The following is a 17,635-nucleotide window of genomic DNA, read 5'->3' as shown; positions in this document are numbered from 1 at the left end:
TGCCAGTCTTGATCTGCTCCCACGAAATAAAAATAAATAAAATTACATTCTCAATTTAGCGGACATACGCGTATGAATACCCTAGAAAAGGTTCAAAAAAGCCTCACCCATTTTAGTAAATCAGAACGCAAAGTTGCAGAGGTGATCTTAGCATCACCACAGACAGCTATACATTCTAGCATCGCCACACTGGCTAAGATGGCAGATGTCAGTGAACCTACTGTGAATCGTTTCTGCCGCCGCTTAGATACTAAAGGTTTCCCTGATTTTAAGTTACATCTAGCACAAAGTCTTGCGAACGGTACACCTTATGTGAGCCGCCACGTTGAAGAAGATGATTCGACTGAGTCTTACACGACAAAAATATTCGAATCTTCAATGGCTTCGCTCGATACCGCACGTCAAAGCCTAGACATTTCAGCCATTAATAAAGCCGTTGATATTCTCACTCAAGCTAAGACTATTTCCTTTTTTGGCCTAGGCGCATCCGCTTCAGTTGCCCATGACGCGCAAAATAAATTCTTCCGCTTTAATGTGCCTGTCATCTGTTTTGACGATGTTCTAATGCAACGCATGAGCTGTATTAACAGTAATGAGGGCGATGTGGTGGTATTGATTTCCCACACTGGCCGCACTAAGTCATTGATTGAAATAGCGCGTTTAGCGAGAGAAAATGGTGCAGCTGTGATTGGTATTACCGCCCGCAACTCGCCTCTGTCAATGGAATGTACACTGCCCGTGACAATGGAAGTGCCAGAAGATACTGACATGTATTTACCTATGGCCTCGCGTTTAGCCCAATTAGTCACTATAGATGTATTGGCAACGGGTTTTACCTTACGTAGAGGCCCACGTTTCCGCGATAATTTGAAACGAGTGAAAGAAGTGTTAAAAGAGTCTCGCATCAATAAAGATCCGATACTGTAACTCACTTCCTTTTCTAAAAATGGCTAGTGTTGATCCTTAACCTAGCCATTTATCGTGCAAATATCAGCGATACCTCACAATTTTCATACATAACTTTAGATCAATTTGATTGTAACTTTACTACAAAATTTGGAATTGCATGGTAATATAGTCCCAAGATTTTTTTTAACTTTAACGGAGTATCCTTATGTTCCGCAGAACCAAAATCGTCACCACTCTAGGTCCCGCTACAGATCGTGATGATAACCTACGCCGCATCATAGCGGCAGGTGCAAACGTTGTACGTCTTAATTTCTCCCACGGTTCCCCCGAAGATCATCTAAAACGAGCAACTCAAGCGCGCGAAATCGCTAAAGAGTTAGGCGTTCATGTGGCCATTCTTGGTGACTTACAAGGCCCTAAAATCCGCGTTTCTACTTTCAAAGACAATAAGAAAGTACAACTCGTATTAGGTCAAGCCTATGTACTTGATGCCGAGTTAGCCAAAGGTGAAGGCGACGAGACCCAAGTGGGTATCGATTACAAGCAATTGCCAGACGATGTGACTGTTGATGATATCCTGATGTTAGATGATGGCCGTGTTCAATTACGCGTTGAGCGTGTTGAAGGCCGTAAAGTGCATACCACAGTGACTGTGGCGGGCCCTTTATCTAACAACAAAGGTATTAACAAGCAAGGCGGCGGACTTTCTGCTGCTGCGCTAACCGAAAAAGACAAAGCTGACATTTTGACTGCGGCAATGATCCAAGTGGATTATTTAGCCGTGTCTTTCCCGCGCAGTGGTGCTGATTTAGATTACGCCCGTGATCTTGCCCGTCAAGCCGGTTGCAATGCCTTGATCGTGGCTAAAGTAGAACGTGCTGAAGCCGTTGCGACCGATGCGGCTATGGACGATGTTATCTTAGCGTCTGACGTTGTTATGGTTGCCCGTGGTGACTTAGGTGTTGAAATTGGTGATGCTGCACTCGTTGCAGTGCAGAAGAAGTTAATCGCCCGTTCACGCCAACTGAATAAAGTCGTCATCACTGCCACTCAGATGATGGAATCGATGATTTCAAGCCCAATGCCAACCCGCGCCGAAGTGATGGACGTGGCGAACGCTGTGCTTGATGGTACCGATGCTGTGATGTTATCTGCTGAAACTGCTGCCGGTGACTTCCCAGAAGAAACCGTTAAGGCAATGGCAAACGTGTGTGTTGGCGCTGAATCTCACCCAAGTGTGATTGTGTCTAAACATAGATTAGATGTGCGTTTCACTTCAGTTGAAGAAACCATTGCACTATCAACTATGTATGCAGCAAACCACCTAGAAGGCGTTAAGGCGATTATCGCTCTGACTGAATCGGGTGCAACACCACAGTTGATGTCTCGTATCAGTTCTTCACTGCCAATCCTGGGTTTATCACGTCACGCAACAACCTTAGCCAAAATGGCCTTGTACCGCGGCGTGTTGCCAATCTACTTCGATTCAACTATCCACCCAGCCGATGAGCTAGCGCAAAAAGCGTTAGAAGCATTAACAGCGGCTGGTTATTTGAATAGCGGTGATATGGTGCTGATGACCAAAGGCGATGCAATGGAAACGATCGGCGGCACTAACACCTGTAAAGTGTTGATCGTAGCTTAGGTTGCTTAAGCTTCTTCTAACAACTCAAGCTCGTTAGAAAACAGCCAATAAAAAACCACCTCATGAAGGTGGTTTTTTTATATTGACTGTTTTCTGTAAGTGCAGATTTCTGTTGGTGCTGATTTATCGGTCTCTCATTGCTGGGGGAAATCTAAGCGACCCAAGCGGAGTAGCCATCGAACTTAACACCGCTTAGACCAAACTGCACTAACATTAAACGCTAACATCAAACACTAACAATCACTATAACGCTTCGAAATCATTCACATTAATTGCCGCTAAGCGCAGCTTATCAGCATGCTGTAACTTTTGTTCTTCGTCGGCAGTGATAACGCCAGTCTCGAGTGCTTTTGCAAACAAGACTAGATTCGGCACTTTTGCTGGCAACTCACCGGCACGCTGTGCTTTCTTCAGTTTTTTATAGATATCTTTACAGGCATATTGCGCGATAAATGCTTGCTCAACTTCAGCAATACCACCCTTATCCCCTTCAAATTCAGGACATAGGAACGTAATACGTTCACGAGCTGGGCCAGGCTTCAACATGCCGCTAACTAAATCGGTCGCCATTTTGTCGCTCGGTGCAGTGAAGTGATTACCCAGCGGGAAGATTAAGCCACGCAGTAACCATGCCACAGGACGGCTTGGGAAGTTACGAATCGTGTCTTCCAACGCTTTAGCCGCCAAGTGCAAACGATTGGCCATTACATAACGTACCGCAGGCAAATCGTCCTGTTGACGGCCATTATCTTCAAATAACTTCAAGGTCGCTGAGCCTAAATACAACTGGCTGAGCACATCACCCATACGTGCAGACAGCATTTCTTTGCGTTTTAAATCGCCGCCCATGATCAGCATAGATAAATCTGTCATTAAGGCTAATGCAGACGAAATACGCGACATATCTTTATAGTACTGCTTAGTTTCACCGCTCACTGGCGCACTGCCAAAACGGCTACCGCTTAACGCGCTAAACAAAGCACTGAAAGCATTACGCGTGGCATAACCCATGTGACCCATTAATAACGCATCAAAACGCTCTAAGGCTTCATGTTGGTTTTCCATCGCTGCGGCTTCCATTTCGGCAAGTACGTAAGGATGGCAGCGAGTCGCACCTTGACCAAAAATCATCAATGAGCGGGTTAGAATATTCGCGCCTTCCACAGTGATCGAAATTGGATTCGACATATAAGGGTGGCCTAAATAGTTTTTAGGTCCTAATTGAATGCCCTTACCCGATTGAATATCCATGGCATCGTTCATCACTGAACGGCCTAATTCAGTCATGTGGTACTTAGCTATCGCGGTCACGACCGAAGGTTTGACTTTAAGATCGATACCCGTGGTTGTTAAACGGCGTGCGGCTTCTAACTGATAAGTGTTGGCAATAATACGCGCCAGCGCTTCTTGCACCCCTTCAAACTGGCCAATTGCCATACCAAACTGGTGACGCACATAGCTGTAAGCCGTTGTCGTCTTCGTCGCCATGTGACCAGAAGCCGTTGCCAATGCTGGCAATGAAATACCGCGGCCCGCTGACAGACACTCAACCAGCATACGCCAGCCTTTACCGGCAAACTCAGGGCCACCGATAATCCAATCGAGCGGAATAAACACTTCTTTACCTTGAGTAGTACCGTTCATAAACGCCATACCCAGCGGATTATGACGACGACCAATAACCACACCAGGATGATCCGTTGGGATCAACGCACAGGTAATGCCTAAGTTTTTCTTATCGCCAAGCAGACCTTCAGGATCGCGCATTTGGAACGCTAAACCCAGAACTGTTGCTACAGGAGCCAGCGTGATATAACGCTTATCCCATGTAAGTTTAAGCCCAAGCATTTCTTCGCCGTTGAAAATATCACGACACACAATACCTACATCGGGGATAGCGCCGGCATCACTGCCCGCTTCTGGACCAGTTAATGCAAAACAAGGAATTTCATCGCCTTTAGCTAAAGCAGGTAACCAACGTTCTTTCTGCTCGCTCGTACCATAGTGGGTCAGCAACTCACCAGGGCCTAAAGAGTTCGGCACCATTACTGTAACAGCAGCGCTTACGCTGCGGCTGGCTAATTTGCTGACAATGGTAGAGTTAGCATAGGCAGAGAAAGCTTTACCACCGAATTTCTTCGGAATGATCAGTGCGAAGAAACCTTCTTTCTTAAAGTATTCCCACAGCTCTGGCGGTAAATCCTTGCGGTTATGAACTATGTCGAAATCATCGATCATCGTCAGTGCTGTCATCACTTGATTATCAATAAAGTCTTTTTCTTCTGCAGTTAGCGTGGGTTTGCCATAGCTATGCAAGGTATTCCAGTTAGGATTTCCGCGAAATAACTCCCCTTCCCACCATACATCACCCGCTTCCATCGCTTCACGCTCGGTATCGGAAAGTGGCGGCAAGACCTTCTTGAAAAAACTAAAAACTGGGCGGGTAATAAACTGCATCCGGATATTTTTCACCGCAAACAACACGACAATGGCTATCAGGGCAAGAATTATAATCGTCAACATTATCAAGACCTTTTAATTAAGAAGAAACGGGGACTGATACGCCAGCCGCCATGTAGGGGATCACTTTACGGATCACGGCTTCGATGTCGTTATGCTCACCAAACTCAGCAGCAGCAATGTCATTTAGGGCATCAGCGGACGCCATAGTGAACACGATAGTGCCTAAGGTAAAGTGTAAGCGCCAAAACATTTCAGCGGGTGGAATATGTGGTGCACTGGCCGAAACGGCTTTAACAAAAGCATCCAGATGCTGGCCGTAATGGGTAGTGATAAACCAACGTAAATGCCCTTGGCTTTCGATATAGCCACGGCCTAAAAGCTGCAGGAAGATCGTGGTGCCTTCGGTACGTAGCGCGTTTAAATCCAATAAAGGATCGACCAAAGAAGACAGGATCTCTTCGAGTGTTGCTTGTGCTGGAGCGGCATTTAAACGATGAATTTGGCTTGAAGCGGCAGGCATAAACACGTCTAAATAGCGGGCTAACACTGCACGGATCAGCTCTTTTTTAGAACCAAAGTGATAATTGACCGATGCTAAATTCACCTCAGCTTTGCTGGTAATGAGTCGCAAGGAGGTCTCAGAAAAGCCCCGTTCGGCGAACAGTTTTTCTGCGGCATCAAGTATTCTAGTTTTTGTATCGGATCGACTTGCCATTCCGTGACCTTGAATTAATTTAAAACACTCGTTTAAATTAAACATTGGCACCTAGGATGTCAAACAAAAATTGGACAAATTCACCGCTTTCTAGTCTGTGATACAAGCGGTATGTCGTACATGTCCGAATAAGTGTTAAAAACAAGTCAATTAACCCTTGTGCAATAACCCAGTGGTTTAGGTAAACTGTGTAACACAAAAACAACAAGGACAACTAGACATGGTTATTTCATTGAATCGTCGCAGTAAAATCGCCCTCACAGTGGCACTCGCGCTGGGATTAACGGCCTGTAATGATGCACAAAGTAAAACAGACAAAACAGCTACAGCAGAAGCAGCTGTCATCAATACCGCCCCAGATAAAGCACAAGCCATTGCTTTTATTAACGATGCTGAAGCCAAGATGGCCGAATTATCGATTGAATCTAATCGCGCCGAGTGGATTTACAGCAACTTTATTACTGATGATACCGCGGCCCTGTCTGCCGCAGTCGGCGAAAAGGTCAGTGCCGCGTCGGTAAAATTTGCAACCGAGGCGGCTAAGTATGCCAATGTGCAACTCGATTCCATTAATGCCCGCAAGCTCAATATCCTGCGCAGTGCGTTAGTGTTACCCGCGCCGCTCGATCCTGCGAAGAATACCGAGCTGGCGCAAATTAGTTCAGAATTAAATGGCTTATACGGCAAAGGTAAATACTGTTTTGCCGACGGCAAGTGTATGACTCAGCCTGAGCTATCGAGCTTAATGGCCGAATCACGTGATCCCGTAAAATTACTGGAAGCGTGGAAAGGCTGGCGTGAAATCGCTAAACCCATGCGCCCCTTGTTTCAACGCGAAGTTGAACTGGCCAATGAAGGCGCAAAGGATCTCGGTTATGCCAACCTGTCTGAACTATGGCGCAGTCAATACGATATGAAGCCCGATGACTTTTCACAGGAACTCGACCGTCTTTGGGGCCAAGTTAAGCCACTTTATGAATCCTTGCACTGCTACGTACGGGGAGAATTGAATAAAGAGTACGGCGATACCGTCGCACCGACCACAGGCCCCATCCCGGCACACTTACTTGGCAACATGTGGGCCCAGCAATGGGGTAATGTGTATGATCTCGTCGCCCCTAACAATGCCGATCCAGGTTACGATGTCACTGAGTTACTGGCAAAGAAAGGCTATGACGAGCATAAAATGGTGAAACAAGCCGAAGGCTTCTTCACATCATTAGGGTTCGCACCATTGCCAGAAAGTTTTTGGGCACGCTCTCTATTCGTTCAGCCAAAGGACCGTGATGTGGTTTGTCACGCTTCGGCATGGGATCTCGATAATCTCGACGATATTCGCATTAAAATGTGTATCCAAAAAACCGCCGAAGATTTTAGCGTTATCCACCACGAACTTGGGCATAACTTCTATCAACGCGCTTATAAGCAACAACCATTCCTGTTTAAAAACAGCGCTAACGACGGTTTCCATGAAGCAATTGGTGACACGATTGCACTGTCGATCACGCCAAGCTATTTAAAGCAAATCGGCTTATTAGAAGAAGTACCTGATACATCTAAGGATATCGGCCTTTTACTAAAACAAGCCTTAGACAAAATTGCTTTCTTGCCCTTTGGCCTGATGATAGATCAGTGGCGCTGGAAAGTGTTTAGCGGCGAAATCACGTCTGCCCAATATAACCAAGCTTGGTGGGATCTGAGGGAAAAATACCAAGGCGTAAAAGCACCGACTGAACGTAGTGAAGCAGATTTTGATCCGGGTGCTAAATACCATGTACCAGGCAATGTACCCTACACCCGTTACTTCCTAGCGCATATTTTGCAATTCCAATTCCATCAAGCGCTATGTGAAACTGCAGGCGATAAAGGTCCGGTACACAGATGCAGTATTTATGGCAATCAAGCCGCGGGAGAGAAACTCAATAAGATGCTCGAGTTAGGCTTAAGTAAACCTTGGCCAGAAGCATTGAAAGAAGTCACCGGCAAAGAAACCATGGATGCAAAAGCGGTGCTCGATTACTTCGCCCCACTTAAAACATGGTTAGATGAGCAAAATACCACCGCAAACCGCCAGTGTGGTTGGTAAGGGGTAATTAAATTATCACCCAATAACATAAAACAAAATGCCCAATAAAATTGGGCATTTTTATTCAATACTTATCTGTTTAATCTAACGCCATCCCATGCCTTTACGATTGGCTTCACGGTTTTCAAACTTAAGCTGTTCTGACTTAGTTAACATCACATAAAGTGCCCCAGCACCGCCCTGCTCGGTTTTCGCCGAATGATAGGCAAGCACCATGTCGAGTTGTGACAACCAATAGCATACAGCGGATTTGAGCAATCCCGCAAAGGGTTGACTCTGATAGCCTTTACCGTGGATCAACATGACACAGCGTTCACCATGTGCCTGCGCTGCCAGTAAATAGTTAAGAACGGCATCACGAGCTTGGTTTAACCGATAAGCATGCACATCAAGCTCCATCTTGATGCTGTATTGCCCCATTCGGAGTCGTTTAAAAACGCCGCCTTGTACCCCCTCACGCTTAAAGCTCACAATGTCATCTGGCGCTTGCTGTGGAAACGCTTTTAAATCCAGTGGCATACACGCTAGGAAGGCTTCCCGTTGTAAAGCATCGCGTCTGTGTATTTGCTCAGCCGTCAACGCTTTCGGTGCTAAATTTACCACTGGCATATCGCCTTTTAGTGGCACGACTCCAGCCATTTCCTCAAAAAACAGTGCTGATTCATCATCCAGCATGGCAAGCTCCTTTACTTCACACTCTTGTACAGAAACACACTTTGTAAACATTCAAGGCTTTAGTTCAGCGGGCGCCTCCATTATAGTGACGCCATGATTGCCAGATTAGAATAAAGTAATGAAATTTTTGCCGCTAGTCCTGATGTGCTTATTGTCACTGCCAAGCTTAGCCAATCCAGCTAAAACTCATACAAAATCCACTGATGATCAATTGATCAACGCTAATTACCCTTTGTTTATTAGCGCTTTTAATCAATTGTCCCCTGAGGTGACCCGTGAGATTTACGCTGATGACGCTAGCTACTTATCTGAGAGTCAAAGTAAAGAAATTTACTATGGACGAGACAATATTGTCGCCATTTACAAGAAGTTTTTCGATAAAATCCGCGCCAAAAAAGCCACTATCGACGTGGATTTCCGCATTACTAAACGCAAAATTATCGGTAATGGTGCAATAGATACAGGCTATTATTTGGTTCGATTTTACCCAGCACAAGAAACTGGCGAACCTGTGAGTGAATTTGCGGGCAAATTTGCTATTGGTACAGAAAAAGTCTCATCCACCCAATGGAAAGTGAGCTTAGATACCAATAACCGCGCAGAACCTAGCTATTATCTGAATGCGAAACCAGTGCCTAACTTGTATTATGGTCGCCAATTTCCGCCTTTACCTGCGGGTAAAAAATTACCCTAATGTTAATGCCTATTACGTTTAAATGGACTATCTCACATCTAACGCATTTAGATAGAAATCGAATAAATTTATACAAATACAATTAAATTAAAGATTTAGCTAATATGACTACAACTAAACAAACCTGCCCCTGTGGCAGTGGGCTAAGCTATCAAGATTGCTGTGGTCCACTGCATACGCATGTAGACTCTGGGCAAGTGATTGCCCGTACACCTGAACAGCTTATGCGCTCACGCTACTGCGCATTTGTATTGAAAAATTTTGATTACATTTTAAAAACACATCACCCTGACCATCTAAATGGCCTTACTCTCACGAGCCTCACTACTGGCCCTCACCCACATTGGCTAGGATTAGATGTACAGAGCAGTACTGAAACACCAAGCCACAATGCTCAAGCGGCGATAGCTGAACAACGACATGGCACTGTTACTTTTAAAGCTTGGTATAAGCTCGATGGTGAAATTGATGCTATCTATGAGCGATCCGAATTTATCTACCAAGCAAGTCGCTGGTATTACAGCCAAGGCCAGCAAATGACGGCTAAATTACCCGGTAGAAATGATCTCTGTATTTGCCATAGTGGCAAAAAATTCAAACAATGCTGCTTAAAATCTTAATAGGTATACAGTGCTGAACTGCACTGGAGAATGACGGTGAAGGTTTATAGTGCTGATTGAACAAGCACAGAGATGAATAATAAAGGCAACCTAGATTACAAACCTAGGTTGCCTTTATTTTATCGTGAGCAGCACATTTGAAATAATTGTGACTTAGTTGGTTATGTGTAACTTTAGTGGGTTATGACCGAAGCGCTTTTAGCCGACAAGATAAATTGTGCAAACTCAGGCTCCCGTAATGCAGGGCTATAGAGATAACCCTGTGCCTGATGGCAAAAACTTTTCGCTAAAAACGCTTCTTGCTCAAGGGTTTCAACCCCTTCTGCCGTTAAAGATATATTTAATGCATTCGCCATGGCGATAATGGCTGACACAATTTCACGACTTTCACGGCTGACGGTAAGATCTGAAATAAACGAACGATCAATCTTAAGTTTACTGATCGGAAACTGCTTCAAATAACGCATAGAGCAGTAACCCGTCCCAAAATCGTCAATCGCGAGCCCTACGCCTAATTCCGCTAATTCTTGGCATAACAAGGTCGCGTGGCGAATATCACCCATCAATTCAGTCTCAGTGATCTCTAAGATTAACGTCTTAGGTTTCAAGCGATAACGCGTCAACAACTGCCACACTTGCTCGAATAAATTACCACTGAAGAACTGGCGGGCCGACACATTCACATGCATTGTCATATCTGCATTATGATGCTGCCATAGGTTTAATTGTCGACATGCGGCCTCTAAAACCCAACTGCCGATAGAATTAATCATCCCCGACTGCTCAGCAATATCAATAAAGGAAGCTGGAAATAACACGCCTCTTTTAGGATGATGCCAACGGATTAAGGCTTCGGCGCCAATATAGGTATTCTGCTCAAGATCCCTCAGAGGCTGATAATAAAGCTCAAACTGACGGCCACGGATCGCACTGTGTAAATCACGTTCTATCTGCGCATCCTCTTTAAATGCACTCAATAACGTGCTGTTAAATACTTGGATTGCAGTGCCTTTTTTCTTTTTAGCATACTGCACTGCAATATCGGCACAGGTTAATGGAGCAAACAAACTCGCCACAGAGGCAATATCAACCACAGCTAAAGCAGGCTTTGGTTCGACTTGCTCGCGGCCGATTAAAATAGGCATGGCAAGATGTTGATACAGGCGCGTACTAAAATAATCGAGATCGTAAACCGCATTATCATCGGTCAACAGCACTGCAAATTCATCGCTGCCGACGCGAGCAATTTCAGTGGCCTTATTAATCTCAGAAAAATGTTTCAAACGGCGGGCAATTTCTATCAACAAGCTATCGCCATTTTCATGGCCATAGGTATCGTTAAAACGCTTAAATCCCACTAAATCAACTAATAACAACAGTCCCTTCGTGGTACGTTCAAGGACTCGATTAAAATGAGTACGGTTATGTAGTCCCGTTAATCCACAACGCCAAGCAAGCCGTTCAAGCTCTGACTTATAGTTATGCTCGTCGGTATTTTCTTCACACGAGACCAAGGCATAATGATTACCGCGATCGGTAATGAACTGACTCAGCACGTATGTCAGCCAATAACGACTGCCATCGGCACGACTAAACTGCACTTCGCCTTTGGCAATTTCGCCCCTAAAGATTTGCGCTAGGGTTTGCTCGGCTAATTGGGCATGCTGCTTGAAAAAAGCCAACTCACGAATATTCGCGCCGATAATCTGCTCACGGGGCATGCCGGTGATTTCACTGTGCGCCTGATTCACATACTCGACTTTTTCAGTATGCAGATTAATTAACATACTGATTTGTCGCGATTGTTCAGTGGCACAGCGAAATAAACTCAAGCTTTCTTCTTTATCGTAGCTGTGTTTTGTCGCTAAGGTCAGGGCTAATTGGTCAGCCATCTGGCACCCGAGGTGAATTTCACTGTCATGCCAGTGGGGAGTCAATTGTGCCCGTTCGATGCAGAGCACACCTTCGAGATGGCCATTGATACGAATGGCGATGTCAAGACTCGAGTTGATTTGCCTCGGGATAAAATAGCACTCAGCCAATTCACTTAAACGTGGATCGGTAAGGGCATTGCCTGCATCGATATGGCGCAGAGTTTTGAGCTCGTGTACATACCGGGGGCAATCTTGTAATAACTTAGGTCTATGAATGTCTTGCAACATCATAGAACCAAATTGTGCGACGAGTGATTGGGTTTGTTGATCAGATGAAAAAGTCCACACTGATACCAAAGAAACCGCTAAATTCTGGCACAACAACTCTGTGGTTAACTCTGCCGTCTTTGTGAAATCGCCCTGCTGTTTTGCAGTTGACTGTACCAAAGACTCCAATAAATGCTGATGCTGACGTCGCTTCACGCTGGTTCCCTACAAAACTTCGTGTTGGGCTAAAGGTCTTTGCTGTTAGCAAACTTACCTTGAAATTTAGAATTAAGCTGATTGAATTATTCTTATTTGGAGGCAGATTACACTAACTGTTGTAAGCACAGCAACATGTGGCACAATTTATTACAATTTATTACAATTTGGTTAACAATAGCAGCATTTTTAGGCAATTAGCGCGATTTCCGGATATCCATAACCGACTAAAAACTAAAGTGCTGCTTTAAAAATTACAGGCCGTTTTCCAATTGAAAAATCATTTTTTCCGCGCTGACATTGAAGGTCAGCAGTAAGTCGACGCCTTCAGCTTTAGTCACAAATTCAGTTTGCACTTCAGCAAATCGAGTTTGAGCGCGTGTTGCCATGCTTTCAGCATCCGCTTGAGCGCTATCGCCAACAAAATTTAACGTCAATAACGTATCGTGCTCATCAATAACGGCGCCGATATCGACAAAGCTGCCGCAATCGGTGCAAGTGTCATTCACTGTCGGGCTCTGTGCTTCTATTATGCCTTTCATCTGTATTCCTTAATGTATAGAGCGACTGATTAACGGCATCACTAAAATATGCTCGTTAAATTTTTAACGCGGTAAATTTTAACTCGATAGGTTAATACGAATTATAGGTAATTAAGCTTCAAGATAACTGGCTTTAGCTCACGCTTATTTATCGAAATGGATCAGATTGACCCGATGGGTATTGAAGACCACTTGCGGGAAGACGGCCTTAGGCTGAAGCGAGCAAAGGCACAAGATTACGTTGGATTGCCAATTGATCAGCAAAGTGCATGATCTCGACTTTGGGTGCGGTTAGTTGGCCCCTTTGCCTCAGCTGAGTCACATGGTCACAGTTACTTAGCGCTTCTGCCATTGCGACTGACTCGCCGCCACGGATGACTAAGGCTTCCGGTCGCAATGCTTGTTGTAATTGAAACGCACGTGGACCTTGAGCCATAAAAATACTGCTGTTATCAACCACAGGCTCAGCAGACGATAAATCCGCCATTAAACTTTGCTGCGGTGGCAATTCGAACTGACGTTGTAATTTTTGCGCCATATCAAGTTCATTTTGCCATTGGAATTGTGCCATATCCCGAGCGTCAACCGACAGTAACGACAGCAACAGGGCGAATTCACCCCGTCTGTCGTTTTCTATCGCCGCGTTTAAGCGGGTGCCAATTTGGGCTTCGTTGACTAAAGGAACATCAATTTGCATAAAAAAACATCGTCAAAACAATTCGTTGTTAGTTAATCGACCATTTGATACATAACTTTAGGAATATTTTTAAATTGGGTATTTACATGGAAAAGGTTTCTGACTACTATGGCGGCCGCAATTGAGGAGGGGTTCCCGAGTGGCCAAAGGGATCAGACTGTAAATCTGACGGCTCAGCCTTCGAAGGTTCGAATCCTTCTCCCTCCACCATTTGCACTGCAAGTTTTATCGTGTTGTTCAAAAATGATGTAGAGTTTTACAAAAGCGTTAAAGGTATTCGTGGAGGGGTTCCCGAGTGGCCAAAGGGATCAGACTGTAAATCTGACGGCTCAGCCTTCGAAGGTTCGAATCCTTCTCCCTCCACCATCTTTATCTCTAACGCAGATAATCATTTTTCAAAAGCTAAACATGGCCAATGTTTAGTTTTGTCTTGATAAACAAGTCCGTTATTGATGATGTTTTGAAAGACAATTTTAAAAGTTAGTTGTAAAACTAAAAAGAAAGTTTGTGGAGGGGTTCCCGAGTGGCCAAAGGGATCAGACTGTAAATCTGACGGCTCAGCCTTCGAAGGTTCGAATCCTTCTCCCTCCACCATTTCTTTCACCCTCGCATATTCTTCTTGTTCCACTTCCGCATAGTCTTTTCCAACTTAATCTGACTGTTCCAGCTTAATCTGATTAAATTCTTGGCATTTCTATATTAAGTAAACTTCTTGGTGGACGACATTTTTGATTTCAATTACGTCGTGTTCTACTTTAAGCGAATGACTTCAAGCTCATCCAATAAAACCGCTTTGCCCGTCCCTGTGATATGCTCTGAAAATGATCCCTTTCGATGTGACTACTATGATTTCTAACACGATTCAACCACCAGTGGATTCTCACAGCGCTCACAGACTCTGCCCCACATGGGAAGCCCACGCGATAGGCAAGATTGAAGCGGATTTTCAGCGCAGCGCCGATACCCACTTGATTAAGCTTGAATTACCTATGCTCGATGGCATAGATATTTATCTCAAAGATGAAAGTACCCACCCGACAGGCAGCTTAAAGCATCGCCTCGCCCGCTCACTCTTCCTCTATGCCCTGTGTAACGGCTGGATTAAGCAAGGCACGCCGATTATCGAATCCTCATCGGGCAGCACGGCGATTTCTGAAGCCTACTTTGCCCGCTTACTCGGTTTACCTTTTATTGCCGTAATGCCCAAAAGCACAGCTAAAAAGAAGATTGAGCAGATCACTTTCTATGGCGGTCAATGTCATTTTGTCGATCATTCCAGTGAGATTTACGCAGAATCGGCGCGCCTTGCCGCAGAGCTTGGCGGCCATTATATGGATCAATTCACCTACGCCGAGCGTGCAACCGACTGGCGCGGTAATAACAACATAGCCAACTCTATCTTCAATCAGATGGAGCGCGAGCCACACACGATCCCGCGCTGGATAGTGATGAGCCCAGGCACTGGCGGCACATCGGCGACCATAGGCCGCTACATTCGCTATCAGAGGTTGGCAACACAACTTTGCGTGGTCGACCCGCAAAACTCCGTTTTTTTTGATTTCTATCAGAGCGGCGATGCCAGCTTAACCTGTTGCAATGGCAGTAAGATTGAAGGCATAGGTCGACCGAGAGTCGAGCCATCGTTTATTCCTGGAGTTGTAGATACTATGCTGCAAATTCCCGACGCCGCATCAGTGGCGACGATTCATTGGTTAGAACAATTGATTGGCCGTAAAACCGGCGCATCCACAGGAACCAACCTGTACGGTGCATTGCAACTGGCGGTACAAATGCAAGCGCGTGGAGAGCAAGGCTCAATAGTAACCCTCATTTGTGACTCGGGTGAGCGTTACCTTGATACTTATTACGATACAGATTGGATTACAGCTAACATCGGCGATATTGCGCCCTATCAGCGCCAACTTGCAGCATTTAATCATTTCGGCCAGTTAAGTGAGCTTGTTTAAGCAACTGTATTAAGTCGTTAGGTTTAGAATCCACAAAACATCCACCATAAAAAACGCCCCACAACTGTGAGGCGTTTTTTATGCTTTGCAGATTAGCATTAATCAATATTCAAATACTTATGGGTCTGGATCGATAAGCGCCAATTACGGGCGATACACACTTTCATCGCCAGTTCTGTCGCTCTAGGCTTTTGACTAATCGGCTGCAGGCAAATCGTTTTCGCTGAAATATCGATGTCTTGCAGTAACTCATCAAGTTCATCGATGTGATTTTCAGTAGCGATAGGATGCTTAATCTCATTGGCACGGTTCAGCGCCTGTGCTAATACCTGATAGCCCCCTTTCATGTTCACCTTGGGTGATACTGTCACCCAAGTGTCATCAGCACAGTTGATTTCGAAGGTGCCACTGGTTTCGATTTGAGTCGCAAAGCCTTGACTGTGCAAGGTCTCGGTTAATTCGCGTAAATCATACATACAAGGCTCACCGCCGGTGATCACGATATGCCGCGCAGTAAAACCTTTAGCGAGAAAGGCAGCGATAAGACTTTGCGCCGTATGATCAGCCCAGCGACCAATGGTGCCGTCCACGGTAATCACTTGCTCTGGCGAGACCTTATTGGCTTCAAGCACATCCCATGTCTGTTTCGTATCGCACCAAGCACATCCCACGGGACAACCTTGTAGGCGGACAAATATGGCGGGCACTCCGGTAAATACACCTTCACCTTGAATGGTTTCAAATACTTCGTTGACAGGGTAATTCATACTGACGTTCCACTTTTCTGGGGCGGCATTTATAGTGGATTTTAGCTTGAGCTGCAAGTTTTTGCGCCGAGAAAGCCTATTTCGACCCTATAGTCAGAGTTTGCAAGCCCAATGGCCTGAGTTACACTAACGCCCTATTAATACCTGTTCTACGGTGAAGTGAAATCCTTTATGTCAACGAGCTTAGTGTCAAAAACAGTGGTGTCCAAAGCAGTGGTGGTATTCAGTGGCGGACAAGACTCAACAACTTGCCTTATTCAAGCCCTAACCCAGTACGATGAAGTACATGGGATCACTTTTGACTACGGTCAACGCCACCGCGAAGAAATTGAAGTTGCCAAATCCTTAGCAAAACGCTTGAAGATCACCAGCCATAAAGTCATGGATGTCACCTTACTCAATGAGTTAGCTATTTCAGCCCTCACCCGTGATGCAATACCCGTTTCACACGAGTTGATGGAAAATGGCTTACCCAATACCTTCGTGCCCGGCCGTAATATTCTATTTTTAACGCTTGCAGGCATTTATGCCTATCAATTAGGAGCGCAGGCGATTATCACAGGCGTGTGTGAAACCGATTTTTCAGGCTACCCTGATTGTCGTAACGATTTTGTCAAAGCGATGGAATCCGCCTTAGTTCAAGGCATGAATAAACAACTAAAAATCATCACGCCTTTAATGTGGCTCAATAAGGCGCAAACCTGGGCACTGGCGGATAAATATCAGCAACTTGATCTGGTTCGCCACCATACTCTCACCTGTTATAACGGCGTGATTGGCGATGGCTGTGGTGATTGCCCTGCCTGTCATCTTCGCAAACGTGGATTAGATGACTATCTACAGAATAAAGCAGCAGTTATGGCTGAGGTTGACGCCAGCGAGCCTAAAGCATGACACGCAGTCCCTATTGGGTCGCGCTGATGGTGAGTCTGATCTGTGCGGGTTTGTATGCCGCAGGCTTAGCAAGCCCCGATGTCGATAACTTACTCGCCTATCGCCGCAGTGCAATTAGTGAGGGTGAATGGTGGCGATTAATCAGTGGAAATTTACTGCACACGAATCAATGGCATCTATTGATGAACCTTGCAGGGCTGTGGGTGGTGCTATTTTTGCACCATTTTCATTATCATCTCAAAGACTTAAGTGCACTATTTTTCGTGTTATGTTTACTTGAAGGTATAGGCTTGTATTTAGGCTATCCGCAATTGCTCGGTTATGTCGGCTTAAGCGGTATGTTGCATGGTTTGTTCGCCTACGGCGCAGTGCAGGATATTGTCCGTAAGCTGCGCTCAGGCTATCTGCTGCTCGTTGGCGTTATCATCAAGGTCGGTTACGAACAGCTTTATGGTGCCAGCAGTGATGTCACCGCCATGATAGGTGCGCGCGTAGCAACTGAGGCGCATTTGGTCGGTTTAATCTGCGGGCTGATTTGCGCTTTAGCGGTGTTTATCAAGCTAAAAATGAGCCCATCAAAAGTCCCTGCTTAACCCAAGTCAAG

15 protein-coding genes and 3 tRNA genes are annotated in these 17,635 nt (G+C 45.3%); 11 read left to right on the top strand and 7 right to left on the bottom strand.

Translation table 11 applies throughout. From position 1 onward, the window contains the following. The first annotated feature begins 72 nt into the window (after window positions 1-72). Both L5M10_RS05175 and pyk read left to right on the top strand, forming a co-directional pair. Window positions 73-927 (top strand): MurR/RpiR family transcriptional regulator, encoded by an 855-nt coding sequence (locus L5M10_RS05175; RefSeq protein WP_006081563.1) that lies wholly within the window; start codon window positions 73-75, stop codon window positions 925-927. A 187-nt stretch (window positions 928-1,114) separates the two neighbouring features. Then, window positions 1,115-2,554, top strand: coding sequence for a pyruvate kinase (gene pyk / locus L5M10_RS05170; RefSeq protein ID WP_263236379.1), 1,440 nt, complete (start codon window positions 1,115-1,117; stop codon window positions 2,552-2,554). Between the two features lie 243 nt (window positions 2,555-2,797). On the opposite strand, the gene L5M10_RS05165 is transcribed toward pyk, so the two are convergent. Continuing rightward, window positions 2,798-5,077, bottom strand: coding sequence for an acyl-CoA dehydrogenase (locus L5M10_RS05165; RefSeq protein ID WP_028760000.1), 2,280 nt, complete (start codon window positions 5,075-5,077; stop codon window positions 2,798-2,800). 16 nt (window positions 5,078-5,093) lie between these two features. Beyond that, a complete protein-coding gene (locus tag L5M10_RS05160) occupies window positions 5,094-5,732 on the bottom strand; it encodes a TetR/AcrR family transcriptional regulator (RefSeq protein WP_028760001.1) in 639 nt (212 codons plus the stop codon). A 220-nt stretch (window positions 5,733-5,952) separates the two neighbouring features. On the opposite strand from L5M10_RS05160, the gene L5M10_RS05155 reads away from it, so the two are divergent. Next, complete coding sequence (locus tag L5M10_RS05155) at window positions 5,953-7,818, top strand: M2 family metallopeptidase (RefSeq protein ID WP_263254966.1); 1,866 nt, start codon at window positions 5,953-5,955, stop codon at window positions 7,816-7,818. An 84-nt stretch (window positions 7,819-7,902) separates the two neighbouring features. On the opposite strand, the gene smrA is transcribed toward L5M10_RS05155, so the two are convergent. After that, window positions 7,903-8,493 carry a DNA endonuclease SmrA gene (gene smrA, locus L5M10_RS05150; protein ID WP_263254965.1) on the bottom strand — a complete coding sequence of 197 codons (591 nt, stop codon included), beginning with the start codon at window positions 8,491-8,493 and terminating at the stop codon, window positions 7,903-7,905. 118 nt (window positions 8,494-8,611) lie between these two features. Here smrA and L5M10_RS05145 point away from each other — a divergent pair, with 118 nt between their 5' ends. Beyond that, a complete protein-coding gene (locus L5M10_RS05145; RefSeq protein WP_028760004.1) occupies window positions 8,612-9,187 on the top strand; it encodes a DUF4440 domain-containing protein in 576 nt (191 codons plus the stop codon). Between the two features lie 104 nt (window positions 9,188-9,291). Next, the gene (locus tag L5M10_RS05140; RefSeq protein WP_263254964.1) at window positions 9,292-9,807 is read left to right on the top strand and encodes a YchJ family protein; all 516 of its coding nucleotides are present in this window, start codon (window positions 9,292-9,294) and stop codon (window positions 9,805-9,807) included. Between the two features lie 173 nt (window positions 9,808-9,980). On the opposite strand, the gene L5M10_RS05135 is transcribed toward L5M10_RS05140, so the two are convergent. The 3 genes from L5M10_RS05135 to L5M10_RS05125 all read right to left on the bottom strand — a co-directional run bounded on the left by L5M10_RS05135 (window position 9,981) and on the right by L5M10_RS05125 (window position 13,403). After that, entirely contained in the window at window positions 9,981-12,164 is a 2,184-nt protein-coding gene (locus tag L5M10_RS05135; RefSeq protein WP_263254963.1) for a putative bifunctional diguanylate cyclase/phosphodiesterase, read from the bottom strand. 254 nt (window positions 12,165-12,418) lie between these two features. Next, window positions 12,419-12,706 carry a DUF406 family protein gene (locus tag L5M10_RS05130; protein WP_219233569.1) on the bottom strand — a complete coding sequence of 96 codons (288 nt, stop codon included), beginning with the start codon at window positions 12,704-12,706 and terminating at the stop codon, window positions 12,419-12,421. 208 nt (window positions 12,707-12,914) lie between these two features. Then, window positions 12,915-13,403 carry a VC2046/SO_2500 family protein gene (locus tag L5M10_RS05125; protein ID WP_131524165.1) on the bottom strand — a complete coding sequence of 163 codons (489 nt, stop codon included), beginning with the start codon at window positions 13,401-13,403 and terminating at the stop codon, window positions 12,915-12,917. 125 nt (window positions 13,404-13,528) lie between these two features. Here L5M10_RS05125 and L5M10_RS05120 point away from each other — a divergent pair. From L5M10_RS05120 to L5M10_RS05105, 4 genes are all read left to right on the top strand, one after another. Beyond that, window positions 13,529-13,613 (top strand) — tRNA-Tyr (locus tag L5M10_RS05120). Window positions 13,614-13,684: 71 nt separating this feature from the next. Continuing rightward, window positions 13,685-13,769 (top strand) — tRNA-Tyr (locus L5M10_RS05115). Between the two features lie 143 nt (window positions 13,770-13,912). Then, window positions 13,913-13,997 (top strand) — tRNA-Tyr (locus L5M10_RS05110). 227 nt (window positions 13,998-14,224) lie between these two features. Then, complete coding sequence (locus L5M10_RS05105; RefSeq protein ID WP_263254962.1) at window positions 14,225-15,370, top strand: PLP-dependent cysteine synthase family protein; 1,146 nt, start codon at window positions 14,225-14,227, stop codon at window positions 15,368-15,370. 98 nt (window positions 15,371-15,468) lie between these two features. Here L5M10_RS05105 and queE read toward each other — a convergent pair whose 3' ends face one another. Next, window positions 15,469-16,137, bottom strand: a complete 669-nt coding sequence (gene queE / locus L5M10_RS05100) for a 7-carboxy-7-deazaguanine synthase QueE (RefSeq protein ID WP_113939680.1) — start codon at window positions 16,135-16,137, stop codon at window positions 15,469-15,471. Window positions 16,138-16,308: 171 nt separating this feature from the next. Here queE and queC point away from each other — a divergent pair, with 171 nt between their 5' ends. Together queC and rrtA are read left to right on the top strand one after the other, a co-directional pair. After that, window positions 16,309-17,031, top strand: a complete 723-nt coding sequence (gene queC / locus L5M10_RS05095; protein WP_263254961.1) for a 7-cyano-7-deazaguanine synthase QueC — start codon at window positions 16,309-16,311, stop codon at window positions 17,029-17,031. Beyond that, window positions 17,028-17,624: a rhombosortase gene (gene rrtA, locus L5M10_RS05090; RefSeq protein WP_263254960.1), complete on the top strand. Its 597-nt coding sequence runs from the start codon at window positions 17,028-17,030 to the stop codon at window positions 17,622-17,624. Before queC ends, rrtA begins: the two co-directional genes overlap by 4 nt. Window positions 17,625-17,635: the final 11 nt, after the last annotated feature.

This window comes from Shewanella sp. SM32, assembly GCF_025654235.1.
GTDB classification, from domain to species: domain Bacteria; phylum Pseudomonadota; class Gammaproteobacteria; order Enterobacterales; family Shewanellaceae; genus Shewanella; species Shewanella oncorhynchi.
Note: the sequence above shows the minus strand (reverse complement) of the source record. Positions and strands in the feature narration are given on the sequence as shown.